At 57.7% G+C, this 14,284-nt stretch carries 16 protein-coding genes; 4 read left to right on the forward strand and 12 right to left on the reverse strand.

Features of this window, described 5'->3' with window-relative positions; translation table 11 throughout:
* Nucleotides 1-11: 11 nt before the first annotated feature.
* The gene (locus tag ACR0BT_RS04615) at nt 12-1,514 is read left to right on the forward strand and encodes a BCCT family transporter (protein ID WP_170422264.1); all 1,503 of its coding nucleotides are present in this window, start codon (nt 12-14) and stop codon (nt 1,512-1,514) included.
* A 115-nt stretch (nt 1,515-1,629) separates the two neighbouring features.
* The gene (locus ACR0BT_RS04620; RefSeq protein ID WP_170422266.1) at nt 1,630-2,331 is read left to right on the forward strand and encodes an SDR family NAD(P)-dependent oxidoreductase; all 702 of its coding nucleotides are present in this window, start codon (nt 1,630-1,632) and stop codon (nt 2,329-2,331) included.
* Here the strand turns inward: ACR0BT_RS04620 and ACR0BT_RS04625 are convergent.
* From ACR0BT_RS04625 to yajC, 10 genes are all read right to left on the reverse strand, one after another.
* Entirely contained in the window at nt 2,326-2,868 is a 543-nt protein-coding gene (locus ACR0BT_RS04625; protein ID WP_170396396.1) for a DsbE family thiol:disulfide interchange protein, read from the reverse strand. The genes ACR0BT_RS04620 and ACR0BT_RS04625 overlap by 6 nt on opposite strands.
* A complete protein-coding gene (ccmD, locus tag ACR0BT_RS04630; RefSeq protein ID WP_170422269.1) occupies nt 2,861-3,019 on the reverse strand; it encodes a heme exporter protein CcmD in 159 nt (52 codons plus the stop codon). The genes ACR0BT_RS04625 and ccmD overlap by 8 nt, the downstream gene beginning before the upstream one ends.
* Nucleotides 3,016-3,789 carry a heme ABC transporter permease gene (locus ACR0BT_RS04635; protein WP_170396395.1) on the reverse strand — a complete coding sequence of 258 codons (774 nt, stop codon included), beginning with the start codon at nt 3,787-3,789 and terminating at the stop codon, nt 3,016-3,018. Before ACR0BT_RS04635 ends, ccmD begins: the two co-directional genes overlap by 4 nt.
* A gap of 61 nt (nt 3,790-3,850) precedes the next feature.
* Entirely contained in the window at nt 3,851-4,507 is a 657-nt protein-coding gene (ccmB, locus tag ACR0BT_RS04640; RefSeq protein WP_170396393.1) for a heme exporter protein CcmB, read from the reverse strand.
* Nucleotides 4,504-5,118 (reverse strand): heme ABC exporter ATP-binding protein CcmA, encoded by a 615-nt coding sequence (gene ccmA / locus ACR0BT_RS04645; RefSeq protein ID WP_170403218.1) that lies wholly within the window; start codon nt 5,116-5,118, stop codon nt 4,504-4,506. Before ccmA ends, ccmB begins: the two co-directional genes overlap by 4 nt.
* A 130-nt stretch (nt 5,119-5,248) precedes the next feature.
* Nucleotides 5,249-5,602 (reverse strand): Mth938-like domain-containing protein, encoded by a 354-nt coding sequence (locus ACR0BT_RS04650; RefSeq protein WP_480762608.1) that lies wholly within the window; start codon nt 5,600-5,602, stop codon nt 5,249-5,251.
* A gap of 10 nt (nt 5,603-5,612) precedes the next feature.
* Nucleotides 5,613-6,359, reverse strand: a complete 747-nt coding sequence (locus tag ACR0BT_RS04655) for a TSUP family transporter (protein ID WP_170597973.1) — start codon at nt 6,357-6,359, stop codon at nt 5,613-5,615.
* Nucleotides 6,352-7,320: a protein translocase subunit SecF gene (gene secF, locus ACR0BT_RS04660; RefSeq protein WP_170396385.1), complete on the reverse strand. Its 969-nt coding sequence runs from the start codon at nt 7,318-7,320 to the stop codon at nt 6,352-6,354. The genes ACR0BT_RS04655 and secF overlap by 8 nt, the downstream gene beginning before the upstream one ends.
* 1 nt (nt 7,321) lies before the next feature.
* Nucleotides 7,322-8,983, reverse strand: coding sequence for a protein translocase subunit SecD (secD, locus tag ACR0BT_RS04665; protein ID WP_170403231.1), 1,662 nt, complete (start codon nt 8,981-8,983; stop codon nt 7,322-7,324).
* 33 nt (nt 8,984-9,016) lie between these two features.
* Nucleotides 9,017-9,304 (reverse strand): preprotein translocase subunit YajC, encoded by a 288-nt coding sequence (yajC, locus tag ACR0BT_RS04670; RefSeq protein WP_155151194.1) that lies wholly within the window; start codon nt 9,302-9,304, stop codon nt 9,017-9,019.
* Between the two features lie 192 nt (nt 9,305-9,496).
* On the opposite strand from yajC, the gene ACR0BT_RS04675 reads away from it, so the two are divergent.
* Nucleotides 9,497-11,161: a mechanosensitive ion channel family protein gene (locus tag ACR0BT_RS04675; RefSeq protein WP_480438678.1), complete on the forward strand. Its 1,665-nt coding sequence runs from the start codon at nt 9,497-9,499 to the stop codon at nt 11,159-11,161.
* A 72-nt stretch (nt 11,162-11,233) separates the two neighbouring features.
* The gene (gene serS, locus ACR0BT_RS04680; RefSeq protein WP_480762609.1) at nt 11,234-12,526 is read left to right on the forward strand and encodes a serine--tRNA ligase; all 1,293 of its coding nucleotides are present in this window, start codon (nt 11,234-11,236) and stop codon (nt 12,524-12,526) included.
* Between the two features lie 52 nt (nt 12,527-12,578).
* Here serS and ACR0BT_RS04685 read toward each other — a convergent pair whose 3' ends face one another.
* Nucleotides 12,579-13,316 (reverse strand): helix-hairpin-helix domain-containing protein, encoded by a 738-nt coding sequence (locus tag ACR0BT_RS04685; protein WP_480762610.1) that lies wholly within the window; start codon nt 13,314-13,316, stop codon nt 12,579-12,581.
* Nucleotides 13,252-14,238, reverse strand: a complete 987-nt coding sequence (locus ACR0BT_RS04690) for a fatty acid desaturase (RefSeq protein WP_170396376.1) — start codon at nt 14,236-14,238, stop codon at nt 13,252-13,254. Before ACR0BT_RS04690 ends, ACR0BT_RS04685 begins: the two co-directional genes overlap by 65 nt.
* Nucleotides 14,239-14,284: the final 46 nt, after the last annotated feature.

Consider the following 14,284-nt stretch of genomic DNA (forward strand, 5'->3'; position numbering starts at 1 on the left):
ATTCCATCACCATGAAAAAGCCCAACGCCCTACTGGTTTGCTCGCTTAGCGTCATCGCCGTGATCGGGATCTGGGGCGTCATCGATATCGAAAGCTTGGTGACTTGGGCCAACAGCATCGTGCAACAAACCTTCCACAGTCGCGGTTGGTTCGTGATGCTCGCGGCCTCGGGCATGTTGATCGGGTGTTTGGTTCTGGCCTTTTCGCCCTATGGCAAAATCCGTTTGGGCCGAGATGATGAAGAGCCCGAGTTCTCGACCGCCACCTGGATCTCAATGCTGTTCTCCGCAGGAATGGGCGTTGGACTGCTGTTCTGGGCGGTCGCCGAGCCCCTGACCCATTTCAACTTCATCTCGGGCATGGCACCCGACTATGTCGCCGCGCAGCAGGCCATGCTGGCAACAAACTTCCATTGGGGCCTGCACGCATGGGCGATTTACGGTTCGACCGCGCTGACCATCGCTTATTTCAGCTTTCGGCGCGGGACAGGCATGATGGTCAGTGCACCGATCAAAAGCCTGTTCCCAGGAGAACGCTGGGCCGAGCGGGTCGGGTGGCTGTCGGATTTCATGGCCATTGTTGCAATCTCTATCGGTGTTGGCGGTTCAATGGCCATGGGCGTGTTCCAGGTTGCGGACGGGATTGCGGTTCTGGGTGGCCGGGAAACGGTTGGTGCCCTTCTGATCGGCGTTGTTTTCCTGGCGATGGTCGCAGCCTACATCCCTGCTCTGTTGATCGACCTCGGCCAAGGCATGGCGCGCTTGTCGAATGCGGCAATGCTGATCGCGATCTGCCTTGTGGCCTATACAGTGGTCCTCGGCCCCACCGAGTATCTATTGAATACCGTGGTTCAAGGGTTCGGCGATTACGTCACCAATGTCATCCCTCGGGGCTTTCAGACCTTCACCTTCTTCGGCGATGACGTCACCAAATGGTTCAGCGACTGGACCCTCACCTATATGGTCTGGTGGATCGCCTGGGGACCTTTTGTTGGTGTGTTTGTCGCGCGTATCTCTCGCGGTCGCACGATCCGGGAATTCGTGATCGGAGTACTCTTTGCGCCCACGCTGTTCTCGATCCTTTGGTTCGGTGCCTTTGGCGGCATCGGTCTGTTCGAAGCGCTCAACGGCGCCGGTGAACTGCTGGCCTATACGCAAACAAACATCGAGCGTGTGACCTTCGCCCTGCTCGACCGTTTGCCCTTATCGCAGATCACAATACTTGCAACCGTAGCAGCGGCGTTTCTGTTCATCGTAACCAGCGTTGTAAGCGCGGCCTTTGTGCTGGGTACATTCTCGTCCCAGGGGGATGAAAACCCGCCCCCGCGCGTGCGGCTGATCTGGGGTGCATTGCTGGGCTTGTTGAGTGTCGCGATGATCCTGTCGGGCTCGGTGGAATCGGTCAAAGTCCTGATCTCACTCGGGGCGCTGCCCTTTGTGTTCATCTCGGTTCTGCTGATGGTCTGCCTGTTCCGAGGGCTACGAGAAGAGGGGCTGAGCCATGCTGATCGGTGATCTGACGGATACGCTTATGAATCTGACCACCTTTGCATTCATCGGCGCGATGATCTGGATTTTGGTCCGTAAGTAACGGCTTGAATCCCGGCCATTTTACCGATTTCCTACGATTATGGACAAAGTCGCATTGATAACCGGCGGTGCACGCGGAATTGGGCGTGCAATCGTCGAAGACCTCAGCCGTGATCACCGCGTCGCGTTTACTTGGTTGTCGAGTAAACCCACGCCCGAGCTACTGGGTGGGGATGTTCTGGCCATACGCTCTGATCTATCTGCGCCCGACCAGCCGGCTAGCGTGATTTCGCAGGTGATCGAGAGGTTTGGACGGCTGGATGTGATCGTCAACAATGCCGGCCTTGTGAAATCTACCCCCAAAGAGGAATTTCGAGCCGAGGACCACCGCGCCATTCTGGATTTGAACCTGCTGGCCCCCGCCGCATTGTTGGCTGCTGCGCTACCACATCTGAAACGCGACGCCTCAATCGTCAGTATCTCATCCATGAACGCGGTCTTGCCGCCTCGGGATGCGGTGACCTATGGGGCAAGCAAGGCCGCCCTGAATCTATGGACCCACGCCATGGCTAAGGAGCTTGGGCCAAAGGGGATACGCGTTAATGCAGTCGCGCCGGGTGCGATCAACATCCCCGAAGCGCCCCGGTCCGAGGAGTTGACCGCGCTGTTTGTCAAAGAAACCGCTTTAGGTCGCGCGGGAAAGCCCGAGGATATCGCCAAAGTCGTCAGGTTTCTGGCGTCCGATGCCGCATCCTTCATCACTGGTGAGGTTCTGGGCGTCACCGGTGGCTATCGCTTATGAGCCACCTGCGGCTTTCTCAAGCGCTGGGCGGATCGTGCTTTCGATCACCCGCTGAGTGACCGGACCAGCCCAGCGCAGGATGATCGTGCCCTCACCGTCGATCACATAGGTTTCGGGCACACCGTAGACGCCCCAGTCCAGCCCCATTCGGCCCTGTTCATCCCGACCGATACCGGCATAGGGATCGCCCAGTTCAGCAAGAAATCCTTCGGCGTTGTCCAGTTGATCTTTGTAGTTGATACCATAGACGGGGATACCCTCGTCAGACAGAGCCTGCAGATTGGGGTGTTCGACGCGGCATGGTGCACACCAACTGGCCCAGTAGTTGACCAGCTTGACCTCGCCATCACGCAATGTGGCATCATCGAAGCCCGGTTTGCCCGCGAACTCGGTCAGTACAACCGGCGGCGCTGGCTGACCCTCGCGCGCCGAGGGCAAGGCGTTAGGATCGTCGCGGAACATGCCGATGCCCGCGAGTACAGCGAAGGCGCCGAAAATCAGCGGAGGCGCGATCATCAGGGGCGAAATCTTAGCCATTGCGTGACATCCTTTGTTCAACCTTCTCCATCTCGGCCCGTACCTTACGGCCCCGGATCACGCTGAAACCCACCAATGCGATCAGAAGTCCGATTGATACGACATAGGACCACAAGACGGTATCGGCATATTTTCCAAGATCAGGCATCATCCGCTCACCCTTTCACGCGCCATAAGCGCCTTGGTCCGGCGGGCGCGAATTTCTGTGCCCGTACGATAGAAGACCAGCGCAATGAACAGCAGTACAAAGCCGATGATGCAAAGCAGCAGTGGATAGAAGTAGATATTGCTTACCTTCTCCTCAGTATCCGTGCCTGTGATCGCCCCGGCGCGCATCACCGAAGCCCCCTGATGCAGCCCCTGATTCCAGAAGTTCACCGCATACCGGCTGAGGAACGCAAAGACAGAACCCACAAGGCAAAGGACCGAGGTCAGGTCCGCCGCTGTATCCGGATCTTCGATCGCTTCCCAAAGCGCGACATAACCTAGATAGAACAGGAACAGGATCAGGAACGATGTCAGGCGCGGGTCCCAGGCCCACCATGTCCCCCACATGGGCTGCCCCCAGATCGCTCCGGTGGCCAATGCGATCAGCGTCATCACGATGCCAATGGGCGCAGCGGCGCGGGCAGCCAGCGCACTGACATGGTGGCGACGCACCAACCAGACCAGCGAAGTTGCCAGCATCATCAGCCAGCAATTGATCGCCATCAACGCGGCAGGTACATGCAGGTAGATTATCTTTACGGTCGAGCCTTGTTTGTAGTCATCCGGGGTGAAGAAAAAGCCCCAGATCAATCCGACGACCAGACAAAGACCTGAGCTGATCCAGAAGAACGGAAGGACCCGTTCGCTGGTCGCGAGGAACTTACGCGGGTTGGCGTATTCCCAAAGGGCATTGGCTTTGGCTGCGATTGTCATGGGCTCTATCTAGTCCGAGTCGGCGTGGTTCTCAATTGACCTCAGTCAAGCTTTGTGGCCATCACCTAAGATTGATGCGCAGTACCGCTGCGCTGGCAAAGGGTAAAAGTGCGACCGTTGCGGCGGTAATCCCTGCCAGCATTAGCAGGGGCGTTTGCGTCTCCATGCCTGTCGCACCGCGTCGGGCGACCTCGGCTCCGAAGATCAAAGTCGGCACGTAGAGCGGCAAAACCAGAAGCGACAGTAGCAGACCGCCCCGTTTTAGACCAACAGTAAGGGCCGCGCCAAAGGTGCCGATAACGCTCATCGCCGGAGTACCGAGGAGCAGTGAGATCACTAGCCACGAAAACCCGGGTACAGGCAGGTTTAGCAACACGCCTAGGAACGGCGCGGCCAGAACCAGCGGCAATCCGGTGGTTAGCCAATGGGCCAGCGCTTTGACGGTAACAACTGATTCCAACGGAAGCGGCGCGGTCGCGAGCAGATCAAGCGAGCCGTCTTCCCAATCCAGCGCCAGAAGGCGATCAAGTGACAGCAGACACGCCAAAAGCGCGCCCAGCCAAAGAACGCCCGGTGCGATGGTCGAAAGCAGCGAAGATTGCGGGCCAACCGAGAATGGCACCAAAACGGTGACGATCAGGAAGAAAGCAAGACCGAGGCCAAAGCCACCCCCCGCACGGAAGGCCAATTTCAGATCACGCAGCAATAAGGCGATCACAAGAAACCTCCGTCGAAATCGTCGATAGGTTTGGGCTTGGCCTTGTTGGGGCCAACGTCCAGAACCTCTCCGTCCAAGCCAAGATCAATATGGGTCGCAATCAGGGCCGAACCACCCTGCCCCAGATGCGCGCGCACCGCATCCGCAAACATCTGCACGGCGTGACGATCCAGCGAGACCGTCGGCTCGTCCAGCATCCAGATCGGGCGGCCAGTAACCAACATACGCGCCAATCCCAGACGCCGTTTCTGCCCCGCCGAAAGGTTACCCGCATGGCGGTCAGCCAACTCGTTCAGCTCAAACGCATCAAGGGCGTGCTGGATATCACGGGTGCCAAAGACCGACGCCCAGAAGTTGAGGTTTTCGACAACGGTCAGGGTCGGTTTTAACCCGTCGGAATGAGACGCGTATGCGATCTGGTCTTCTGCCCCGACGATTTGCCCTGCCAGCGGCGGTTGCAGGCCCGCAAGCGTACGCAGTAATGTTGTCTTTCCGATCCCATTCGGTCCCCGCAGGATCAGCGCCCTTCCTGCCTCAAGCGAGAAGCTCAGCCCTTCGAGCACGGGAACTCCGCCGCGTGCGATGGCCAGATCGGTTACCTTTAAAGTCATGAAGCCCGCTTAGCGGATTGTGCGTGTGGGCAAAAGGTCGGAATTGCCGCAGAGCGGCCGGTTGGGTCGCAGTGAGGGGCCAGCCCCTCACACTCCCCGGGATATTTTTAGCCAGAGCAAGAACAGATTCTCAGACCGGGATCAGCGCAAGCGCAACGCGGCGGCCTTCGGAAAGCAGCACGTTGTAGGTGCGGCAGGCCGCCGGAGAGTTCATGATTTCGACACCCAGACCTGCCTCTTCCAATGTGGTGCGCAAGTCGGCTGGGATGTGGGTCAGTTCTTTGCCTGTACCGATGAACAGAACGTCGACATGTTCGGACAAGGCCAGCAGGGTCTGGGCGTCGGAGTAACCCGCCCAAGCCGATGTACCGGTGGGGCCGGTCAGGACTGCCCCATCATGAAGCTCCCCGCCTATCCGAAAGAACCCGGGGCCATAGCCATCAACCGGCTGAGCGTTTGTATATTTGATCTCGTTCAGGCGCATGTGCAGGGTTCTAGCCCCAAAGCGGCAGGCCGGACAAGGCCGCTGTTGCAATCACCAGATAGGCTGCAGCGCGGTAGAGGTTCTCGTACTCGGGTCGGAACATCCAGCCCCCCAGCCAGTTGCCCGCAATGTTGGGAACCGCAAGCGCAAGGCCCAATCCGATGCTCGCGATCGAAAGACGCCCCATCCCGCCGAGATATCCGAGGATCAGCAAATCGAAAGCAAACAGGAACAGCAGGATCGTCGCGCGGATGATCTCAACCGGTAAGGGCCGTGACATATAAAACAGGATGACAGCAGGCCCCGGTATCCCGGCTACCCCGCCAAGTAGCCCTGCAGCCCCGCCGATCGCAGCAACCATGCCACGCGATACCGCTCCCCGGTAGCGCAGACCAAAAACCAGAACGGCCAGCATCGACAATGAAATCAGGCTGACGATATAGCGAAACACTTCGGGATCGGTCCGGGTCAGCAGCCATAAGCCAACCGGTAGAAGTAGCGCGCACCCGACCAAAAGGCGCATCAGATCTGCCTTGTCAACAACCGTCCATGCGCGGCGCAGGTTCGGGATCGGGCCAAATATGTCCATGACCGTCAGCGCGATGATGGCACCGAAGGGGCCAAGATACGGGCTGGCGATGGGCAGGAAGATCAGGGCCGTCCCAAAGCCGGAGAACCCGCGCACGATGCCCCCAACAAAGGCGGCGAAAATAATAACGGCCAGACCGGTTGGGGTCTGGCCGAAATACTCAGGCATCAATGTTGGCAAACTGGTTGCCCGCCGTATTCGACGGCTTCGACCAGTCGCGCTTGACCCCCAGCCACAGCAGGATGGTCGAGGCCACGAAGACCGACGAATAGGTCCCGACGATCACGCCCCAGATCATCGCGAAGACAAAGCCTCGGATCACGTCTCCGCCCAGTACATAGAGCGAGATCAGCGCCAGCAGCGTGGTCACAGAGGTCATCACCGTCCGGCTGAGCGTTTCGTTGATCGAGATGTTCAGCACCTCTTTGAGGTCTTTCTTCTTGTACTTCCGCAGGTTTTCGCGAACCCGGTCGAAGACGACCACGGTGTCGTTCAGCGAATAGCCGACGATAGTCAGTAGAGCGGCGATGATCGCCAGGTCAAAACGGATTTGTAGTTCCGAGAAGATGCCGATGGTCAGGATCACGTCATGCACCAACGCGGCGACCGCCCCGAGTGCGAACTGCCATTCGAACCTAAGCCAGATATAGACAAGCACTGCGCCAATCGCCAAGGCGACCGCAATGACCGCGGTCTGGATCAACTCACCCGAAACCTTGGGGCCAACCGATTCTACCGAGACGAACTGGATATCCGGCGCGGCAACGGTCAGCGCTTCTTCGACGGCTGTGACGGTTGCGGCCGCCACAGCTTCGGCCCCGTCCTGTGCCTGAATGCGGATCATCGCGACGTTTTCATCCTCGCCAAAGGTGGGATCAAAAATCTCGGTGATAGTCACATCGCCAAGCTCAAGCGGCGCGATGGCGTCGCGATAGGCGCCGACGTCGATCTCTTGCGCGCTTTGGGTCCGGATCGTGGTGCCGCCGCGAAAGTCGATGCCGAAGTTCAGCCCTTGCAGCAGGAATGACGTGAATGCGATCACCATCATCAAACCCGAGATGCCCAGCCAGACCTTCCAACGGCTAAAGAAATCGAACGAGGTGTTTTGGGGTACGAGTTTCAGTCTCATGTCAAACCTCGATCGTTTTCGGACGGCGGCGTTCGAACCACATCACGATCATCAGACGCGTCACAAAGATCGCGGTGAAGACCGAGGTCAGAATACCCAGACCAAGCGTAATGGAGAAGCCGCGCACGGGACCACTGCCCATGGCAAACAGGATGGTTGCGGTAATGAATGTGGTCACGTTTGCGTCCAGAATGGCCGAAAGCGCTTTTTCGTATCCCAGCTCGATGGCACGCGCCGGACCTTTGGCAGATTTCAGCTCTTCGCGGATACGCTCGAAGATCAGCACGTTGGCGTCAACTGCCATGCCGACGGTCAGCACGATACCCGCGATCCCGGGCAAGGTCAGCGTGGCGCCGATCAGTGAGAGCAGGCCAAACAAAAGCCCCACGTTCAGGATCAGCGCAATATTGGCGAAGATGCCGAACAGGCCGTAGCTTAGAGCCATGAATACCAACACGGCGACAAAGGCCACGATTGTCGCGACTTTACCTGCGTCGATACTGTCCTGACCCAGCTCAGGGCCGATGGTGCGCTCTTCGAGGAAGTCCAGACCTGCAGGCAAGGCACCTGCGCGCAGCAGAACGGCCAAATTGGTGCTTTCTTCAACTGTGAAGTTGCCAGTGATGATGCCCGAACCACCTGGGATATGGCTTTGGATTACAGGGGCCGAGATCACCTCGTCATCCAGGACGATAGCAAAGGGTGCGCCAATGTTTTCTAGCGTGTAATCGCCGAATTTGCGCGCGCCAGAGGTGTTGAACCGGAAGCTGACCGCAGGGCGGCCGTTCTGGTCGAAGGATGGCTGCGCGTCGACCAATTCTTCACCGGTCACAACGGGTGCGGCGTCCAGAGTGTAGTACACACCATCTTCATCGATCGATGGCACAAGCTTCTCACCAACGCCCGGAATGGCATCCGGGTCAGTCCCGCGCCCAACGACAGGATTGAACGTCAACTGTGCCGTCGTGCCGATAATCTCTTTGAGCTCCCCGGCGCTGCCGATGCCGGGCACCTGTATCAGGATACGATCAGCGCCCTGACGCTGGATCGTTGGTTCGCGTGTGCCAACCTCGTCGATCCGACGGCGGATGATCTCAAGGGACTGGCGCACGGTGCGGTCATCCGAAGCAAGCTTTTCGGCCTCGGACAGTTGGACAACGATAGTGTCCCCCTCAGCGCGGGCCTCTATATCTGTTGCCCCTGCCCCGGTCAGCGTCTGCACCTGTCGGGCTAGACCGCGCACAACCTCTAATGCGCGGGACATGCCCTCGGGTTGGCTGATGCGCACGCGAATCTCGTCAGGCGCCGAATCCTGACGGCGGATCGTGCCGACCGTCGCGCGTTCATCACGCAGCGCGTCGCGGATTTCGGGCCACATCGCCTCCATCCGGGATTCGTAGACATCATCAACCTTGACCTCGGCAAGCAAATGCGCGCCGCCGCGCAAGTCGAGCCCGAGATTGACCAGAGACGACGGCAGCCAGTTCGGCCATTGCGCGGCCTCGGCCTGCATTTCAGGTGTATCAATGCCCAGCTCAATCGCAGCCTTGGCATCGTTAGATTGTTCTACGCGCGTATAAAACGCATTCGGCAGGGCAAGGAACAGACCGATCACACAGACCGACCAGATCAGAACCCGCTTCCAGGAATCAATTTGCAGCATTACCCTGCCTTTTCAAGGAATTGTCGCGCGAAGTTACTTCGCAGGTTCGGTCTTGTTCAGAACCTGAGCGATGGTCGATTTCACCACGCGAACCTTAACGCCCTCGGCGATCTCGACTTCGATCTCGTTATCGCCTTCCTTGACCTTCGATACCTTGCCGATCAGCCCGCCTTGGGTGACAACCTGATCGCCCCGGCGCACGGCTTCGACCATGGCCTGATGTTCCTTCATCTTTTTCTGCTGCGGACGGATCAGCAGAAAATACATAATCGCGAAGATCAGGATCAGCGGGAGAAACTGGGCGATTGCGCCACCTTCCATGGGATATTCCTTTGTTCTGATGATGCAGAGAGCTCTCTGCAAAGTTTGCGGGAACCTATGCTTTGAAACATGGGTTTGCAAGCAAACCTGGCCCCATTTCGACCATCGGGTTCAAAGGTTTGCTGCCGGACGTTGCAGATATGTTCTAGGCAGACCCTTCCAGTCAGATATAGTCCTGTGGCAGGAGGCCTAATGATTCAATCAATCCAGACCCTTGGCGCGTTTGTTCGCCTGATGCTCGTGACAACCTGTATAGGTCTTCTGGCGTCGCCCGTATGGGCACAGAACGCCACTAGCGAAGAGCCTGCGATAGAAGACACTGAATCAGAGATTTTTCAGGCCCCGGTTATCGTTGACGGCGACACCTTGTTTCACCTGCGCGGCTCCAGCGCGCTGCCCGCTCCGGAACGTGCCGCGAGTGTACAGAACAAGATCATCGAAATCGCCGAGGCCTCAGACGCCGAGCAGGTCTCTATAACCTTCGAGGACTCAGAGTTCGGCATTCGAATCTTTGCTGATGGTGTTCAAGTTTCGATCGTGACCGATGCCGATTCCGAGCTTGAGCAGATGGACTTGAACGTTCTCAGTTTGTTGCACGGCGACGCTATTAAACAATCCATTGAAAGCTATCGCGCAAACCGCACCGAACAGGCGCGTGTTTCGGGTGCCATCGAAGCCTTGGCATGGACAGCTGGATTCGCGCTTTTTGTCGTCGTTATCCTGTGGCTGCACCGGCGCATTCGCCGCCGTACGCTGAAACTGGTCAAGCGTTACCTCAAGGATGTCGAAACCGCGACCGCAAAAAGCGTTCAGGCCGAGGCCATCGCCGCGTTGATCCGGTATGCTCTGAATTTTGTCCTGCTGGTGATCTTTTTCCTCGGCTTCTACTACTACCTTTCCTTCGTTCTGCTTGCCTTTGCCGAGACGCGCTATTTCGCGCAACTCCTGCTGACCTACTTGACCGAGCCGGTCCTGCTAATCTTCAAAGGCATCCTCAGCTACATCCCAAACCTGATCATGTTGATACTGATCGCATGGATAACGCTGTATATTATCCGGGGCATGCGTGTGTTCTTTGACGCCGTCGAGGCGGGAACCTTTGACATGGGCGATTTTGAAAGCCACTGGGTGAACCCGACCTTCAACATCGCCCGCGTCGTCGTTATCCTGATCGCTCTGGTCTTTGCTGTCCCTTACATCCCCGGGTCAGACTCGGCGGCGTTTCAGGGGCTGACGATTCTGGTTGGTGCCATGCTGTCGCTGGGCGCAAACTCGGTCGTCTCGAACATGCTGGCGGGGCTCTTCGTGATCTATCGCCGCTCAACTTCGATCGGGGATCGGATCCAGATCGGGGAACATATTGGCGATGTGGTGCAGATCAAGCTGATGGAGACGCATCTGAAGTCCATCAAGAACGAACTGATCTCGATCCCGAACGCCCAGTTGATGAATTCGGACGTGGTGAATTTCTCGAAGAGAACCGACGGTAGCGGATTGCTGCTGCACACGACCGTAGGCATCGGGTACGAAGAGCCACCCGAGAAAGTTGAGGCAATGCTGATAGAAGCCGCCCATCGCACCAAGGGGATCAAGGCAAAGCCCGAACCCTTTGTTTTATGGACCGCATTGGCCGATTACGCGATAAACTATCAGATCAACGGTTATACCACGCGGGGCAGTATCATCCCGAAAATCCGCTCGGACCTGCATCGCAACATCGTGGCCGTGTTCAATGAGAATAACGTGCAGATCATGACACCTTCGTACATGGCCGACCCGCCCGAGCCGAAAATCCCAACCGAAGAGTGGGATGGCCATCTGGCGCATGAATCCCACGAGGAATCGGATAAGTCGTAACCGGTGCTACACCCTGCCATTCAGATGGTGCATAAGCGGATTCAGTGATTCACGCAGTTAAGGATCTGAACCATGCACGACATCCGCGCCATACGCGAAAACCCAGCCGCCTTCGACGCCGCCCTTGCGCGCCGCGGGGACGCGCCGGTGTCGTCAGACTTGCTGAGGCTGGACGAAAGCCGCCGCGCCAAGATTCTGGCTGCTGAGACAGCTCAGGCCGAGCAGAACAAGGCCTCCAAGGAGGTTGGCGCTGCCAAAGGGCGCGGGGATGAAGCTGAATTCGAACGCCTGCGCGCTCTGGTCGCCGAGAAAAAGGCCGAAGTGGCCCGGATGCAGACCGAAGCCAAGGATCTGGACGCTCTGCTGGCCGACCAGCTGATCCGCATCGCGAACCTGCCCGCCGAGGATGTGCCCGAAGGCGCGGATGAGAACGACAATGTCGAGATCAACCGCTGGGGCACACCACGCGAATTGGATTTCGCGCCGAAAGAGCATTTTGAAATCGATGCCGTTCAGAATGGCATGGATTTTGAGACGGCTGCCAAACTCTCCGGCTCGCGCTTTGTGCTGCTTTCGGGCGGCGTCGCGCGCATCCACCGCGCTTTGGCGCAGTTCATGCTGGACACCCATATCAATGAGAACGAGCTGACCGAGGTCAACGGCCCGGTTCTGGTTCTCTCGGAAATGATGCAGGGCACCGGCCAGTTGCCGAAGTTTGGAGAAGACAGCTATCAGACCCGCGAAGGCTGGTGGCTGATCCCGACTTCCGAGGTTTCACTGACCAACATCGTCAACGACACGATGATCGAGGAAAGCTATCTTCCCCGCCGCTATACCGCCCATTCCCTGTGCTTCCGGTCCGAGGCTGGATCGGCGGGCAAGGACACACGCGGGATGCTGCGGCAGCACCAGTTCGAAAAGGTCGAGATGGTCTCGGTCACCCATCCGGACAAGTCGGATGATGAACAGAAACGTATGCTGCGCTGCGCCGAAGGCATTCTTGAAAAGCTGGGCATTCCTTATCGCACCGTGATCTTGTGCACCGGCGACATGGGCTTTGGTGCACGACGCACTTACGACATCGAGGCGTGGCTGCCGGGCCAAAATACTTATCGCGAGATCAGCTCGGTCTCGACATGCGGGGATTTTCAGGCGCGCCGCATGAATGCGCGTTTCCGGCCAGAGGCCGGGGGCAAGCCAGAATATGTCCATACCCTGAATGGTTCGGGCCTGGCCGTGGGGCGCTGCCTGATAGCTGTGTTGGAAAATGGTCAGAATGCGGATGGGACGGTCACCCTGCCCGAGGTTCTGGCACCCTATCTGGGCGGTAAGCTAACCCTTCAGACCAACGGCACGCTGACATAAAAAAACCGGCGCATTTAGGCGCCGGTTTCCGATCAGACAAGGCGGAGAAGTATCACTTCTTCGCCTTTTTCTTATCTTTCTTCTTTCCGGGCTTCTTGTCGGACTTCTTCTTATCGTCCCTCTTTTTGGCGTCCTTTTTCTTAACGTCTTTTTTGGGCTTCTTGTTTTTCTTACCCTTCTTGGACTTTTCCTTGACCTTTTCCTTGGCTTTGGAAAACACCGCCTCCATTTCAGACTTCTTCTTGGCGGCCTTTTCAGCCTTCGCCTTGGCTTTCGCCTTTTTCTTTGCCTTCGCCTCGGCAGCGGCCTGTTCTGCCGCCGCGCGCTCCTTTGCCGCCTTACGCTCGGCCTCGGCCTTGTTCGCAGCCGCATTGCTTTTGGCTGTCGCGCGCTGCACAGCCGATTTCCGCTCTGCAGGCTTGCGGGTGGCAGCGCGGGGCGCGGGCTTGGGCTTGGCATCAACGACTTCTTTCGCAGCCGCGATCAGCTTAGCTGCGCGGGTGGAACCGACGCGCGGGGTGCCGGACAGATCTTCCGGTTTGGCCTTAGCAATGGCTTCTGCTGTTTTGTAGCCCTTTGCATTCAAGGCCTTTGCCAGCGCTGGCCCTACGCCACGCACCTCAGTAACTGCGGTCATTTCGTTTCCTTTCGTTAACTCCCCCAGATTGCAAACGCACAGCACATACGTTCCTGCGAGAGCGCCAATTCCAGAATTAGATAGGAGGTTACCCGCTTTCGGCCAGGCGATGGCCTGCAGTTCGGCTGGGAAATGGGACAAGTCTTTTGGCATCTTCATCCCATAGTTTCAGATTCAGCGCTGCCACTGCCTCGGGGAACTTGATCCGTCGCGGTGTATATTCTGGCGGCAGGTTATAGTGGCACGCGCGCAGCCGGTAAGATGGGATGCGGGCATTGAAATGGTGGATGTCATGCAATGTGATGCAGGCTACCGCATTATCGAACCACCAGCCGAAATCCAGCGCCGAGGACCCCTCCAACGCAGCCAGCTTCGGATCCAGTTCGGGGCGGCGATCCCAGTAGGTGTCTTCGAAATTGTGCTGCAAATACACCAGGAACACCCCAAGCATCCCGCCCAGCAGCGAAAACACCAGCCAGACCAGAATGCCGGTGGCACCGGCGATCAAATACAGCAGTCCCAAAAACACAACAATCGAGAGGTTGTGCAGCACCACGCCCATCACACCGAACCGCACGGTGTTCTTTGGCCAGCGATAGCGGATGAAGTATGTGAATAGCGCGCCAACCGGCACCAGAATGAAGGGATTCCGATACAGTCGGTAAAACAAACGCTTTTTCCAATCCGCCTCGTTCCATTCGCGCAGCGTCATGGTGTGGATTTCACCAGTCTCGCGATGCTCGAGGTTGCCGATTCCGGCGTGATGCAGATTGTGGTTCTGCTTCATCACCTCGAACGGGGCAAATGTGAAGGGCGACAACCCATGGCCAGCCCATTCGTTCTGCTCGCGCGTCTCGAACAACGAATGGTGCCCGCAATCATGCTGCAGAACATAGAGACGCACGGCAGAGAAGGCAAAAACGATCCCGGCCGGGATCATGATGTACCAGCGGTCGACATAGGTGATCGCCAATGTAAGCGATGCGAAATACACCGCGAATGTTCCGAAATAACTTAGCGCGGCAAGCTTGTTGTCCTGTACCGCGTATTGTCTTGTATATTCTCTCAGATCCATCACGCCCGCTCCCCACGGAGGTCCGACCAATCACAAATTCAAAATT

The organism is Ruegeria sp. CJ6, from assembly GCF_056536665.1.

Excerpts from the sequence above, each read along its gene's own strand:
- ACR0BT_RS04615 (WP_170422264.1), top strand. The coding sequence starts at position 12 with ATGAAAAAGCCCAACGCCCTACTGGTTTGCTCGCTTAGCGTCATCGCC.
- ACR0BT_RS04620 (WP_170422266.1), top strand. The coding sequence starts at position 1,630 with ATGGACAAAGTCGCATTGATAACCGGCGGTGCACGCGGAATTGGGCGT.
- ACR0BT_RS04625 (WP_170396396.1), bottom strand. The coding sequence starts at position 2,868 with ATGGCTAAGATTTCGCCCCTGATGATCGCGCCTCCGCTGATTTTCGGC.
- ccmD (WP_170422269.1), bottom strand. The coding sequence starts at position 3,019 with ATGATGCCTGATCTTGGAAAATATGCCGATACCGTCTTGTGGTCCTAT.
- ACR0BT_RS04635 (WP_170396395.1), bottom strand. The coding sequence starts at position 3,789 with ATGACAATCGCAGCCAAAGCCAATGCCCTTTGGGAATACGCCAACCCG.
- ccmA (WP_170403218.1), bottom strand. The coding sequence starts at position 5,118 with ATGACTTTAAAGGTAACCGATCTGGCCATCGCACGCGGCGGAGTTCCC.
- ACR0BT_RS04650 (WP_480762608.1), bottom strand. The coding sequence starts at position 5,602 with ATGCGCCTGAACGAGATCAAATATACAAACGCTCAGCCGGTTGATGGC.
- ACR0BT_RS04655 (WP_170597973.1), bottom strand. The coding sequence starts at position 6,359 with ATGCCTGAGTATTTCGGCCAGACCCCAACCGGTCTGGCCGTTATTATT.
- secF (WP_170396385.1), bottom strand. The coding sequence starts at position 7,320 with ATGAGACTGAAACTCGTACCCCAAAACACCTCGTTCGATTTCTTTAGC.
- secD (WP_170403231.1), bottom strand. The coding sequence starts at position 8,983 with ATGCTGCAAATTGATTCCTGGAAGCGGGTTCTGATCTGGTCGGTCTGT.
- yajC (WP_155151194.1), bottom strand. The coding sequence starts at position 9,304 with ATGGAAGGTGGCGCAATCGCCCAGTTTCTCCCGCTGATCCTGATCTTC.
- ACR0BT_RS04675 (WP_480438678.1), top strand. The coding sequence starts at position 9,497 with ATGATTCAATCAATCCAGACCCTTGGCGCGTTTGTTCGCCTGATGCTC.
- serS (WP_480762609.1), top strand. The coding sequence starts at position 11,234 with ATGCACGACATCCGCGCCATACGCGAAAACCCAGCCGCCTTCGACGCC.
- ACR0BT_RS04685 (WP_480762610.1), bottom strand. The coding sequence starts at position 13,316 with ATGCCAAAAGACTTGTCCCATTTCCCAGCCGAACTGCAGGCCATCGCC.
- ACR0BT_RS04690 (WP_170396376.1), bottom strand. The coding sequence starts at position 14,238 with ATGGATCTGAGAGAATATACAAGACAATACGCGGTACAGGACAACAAG.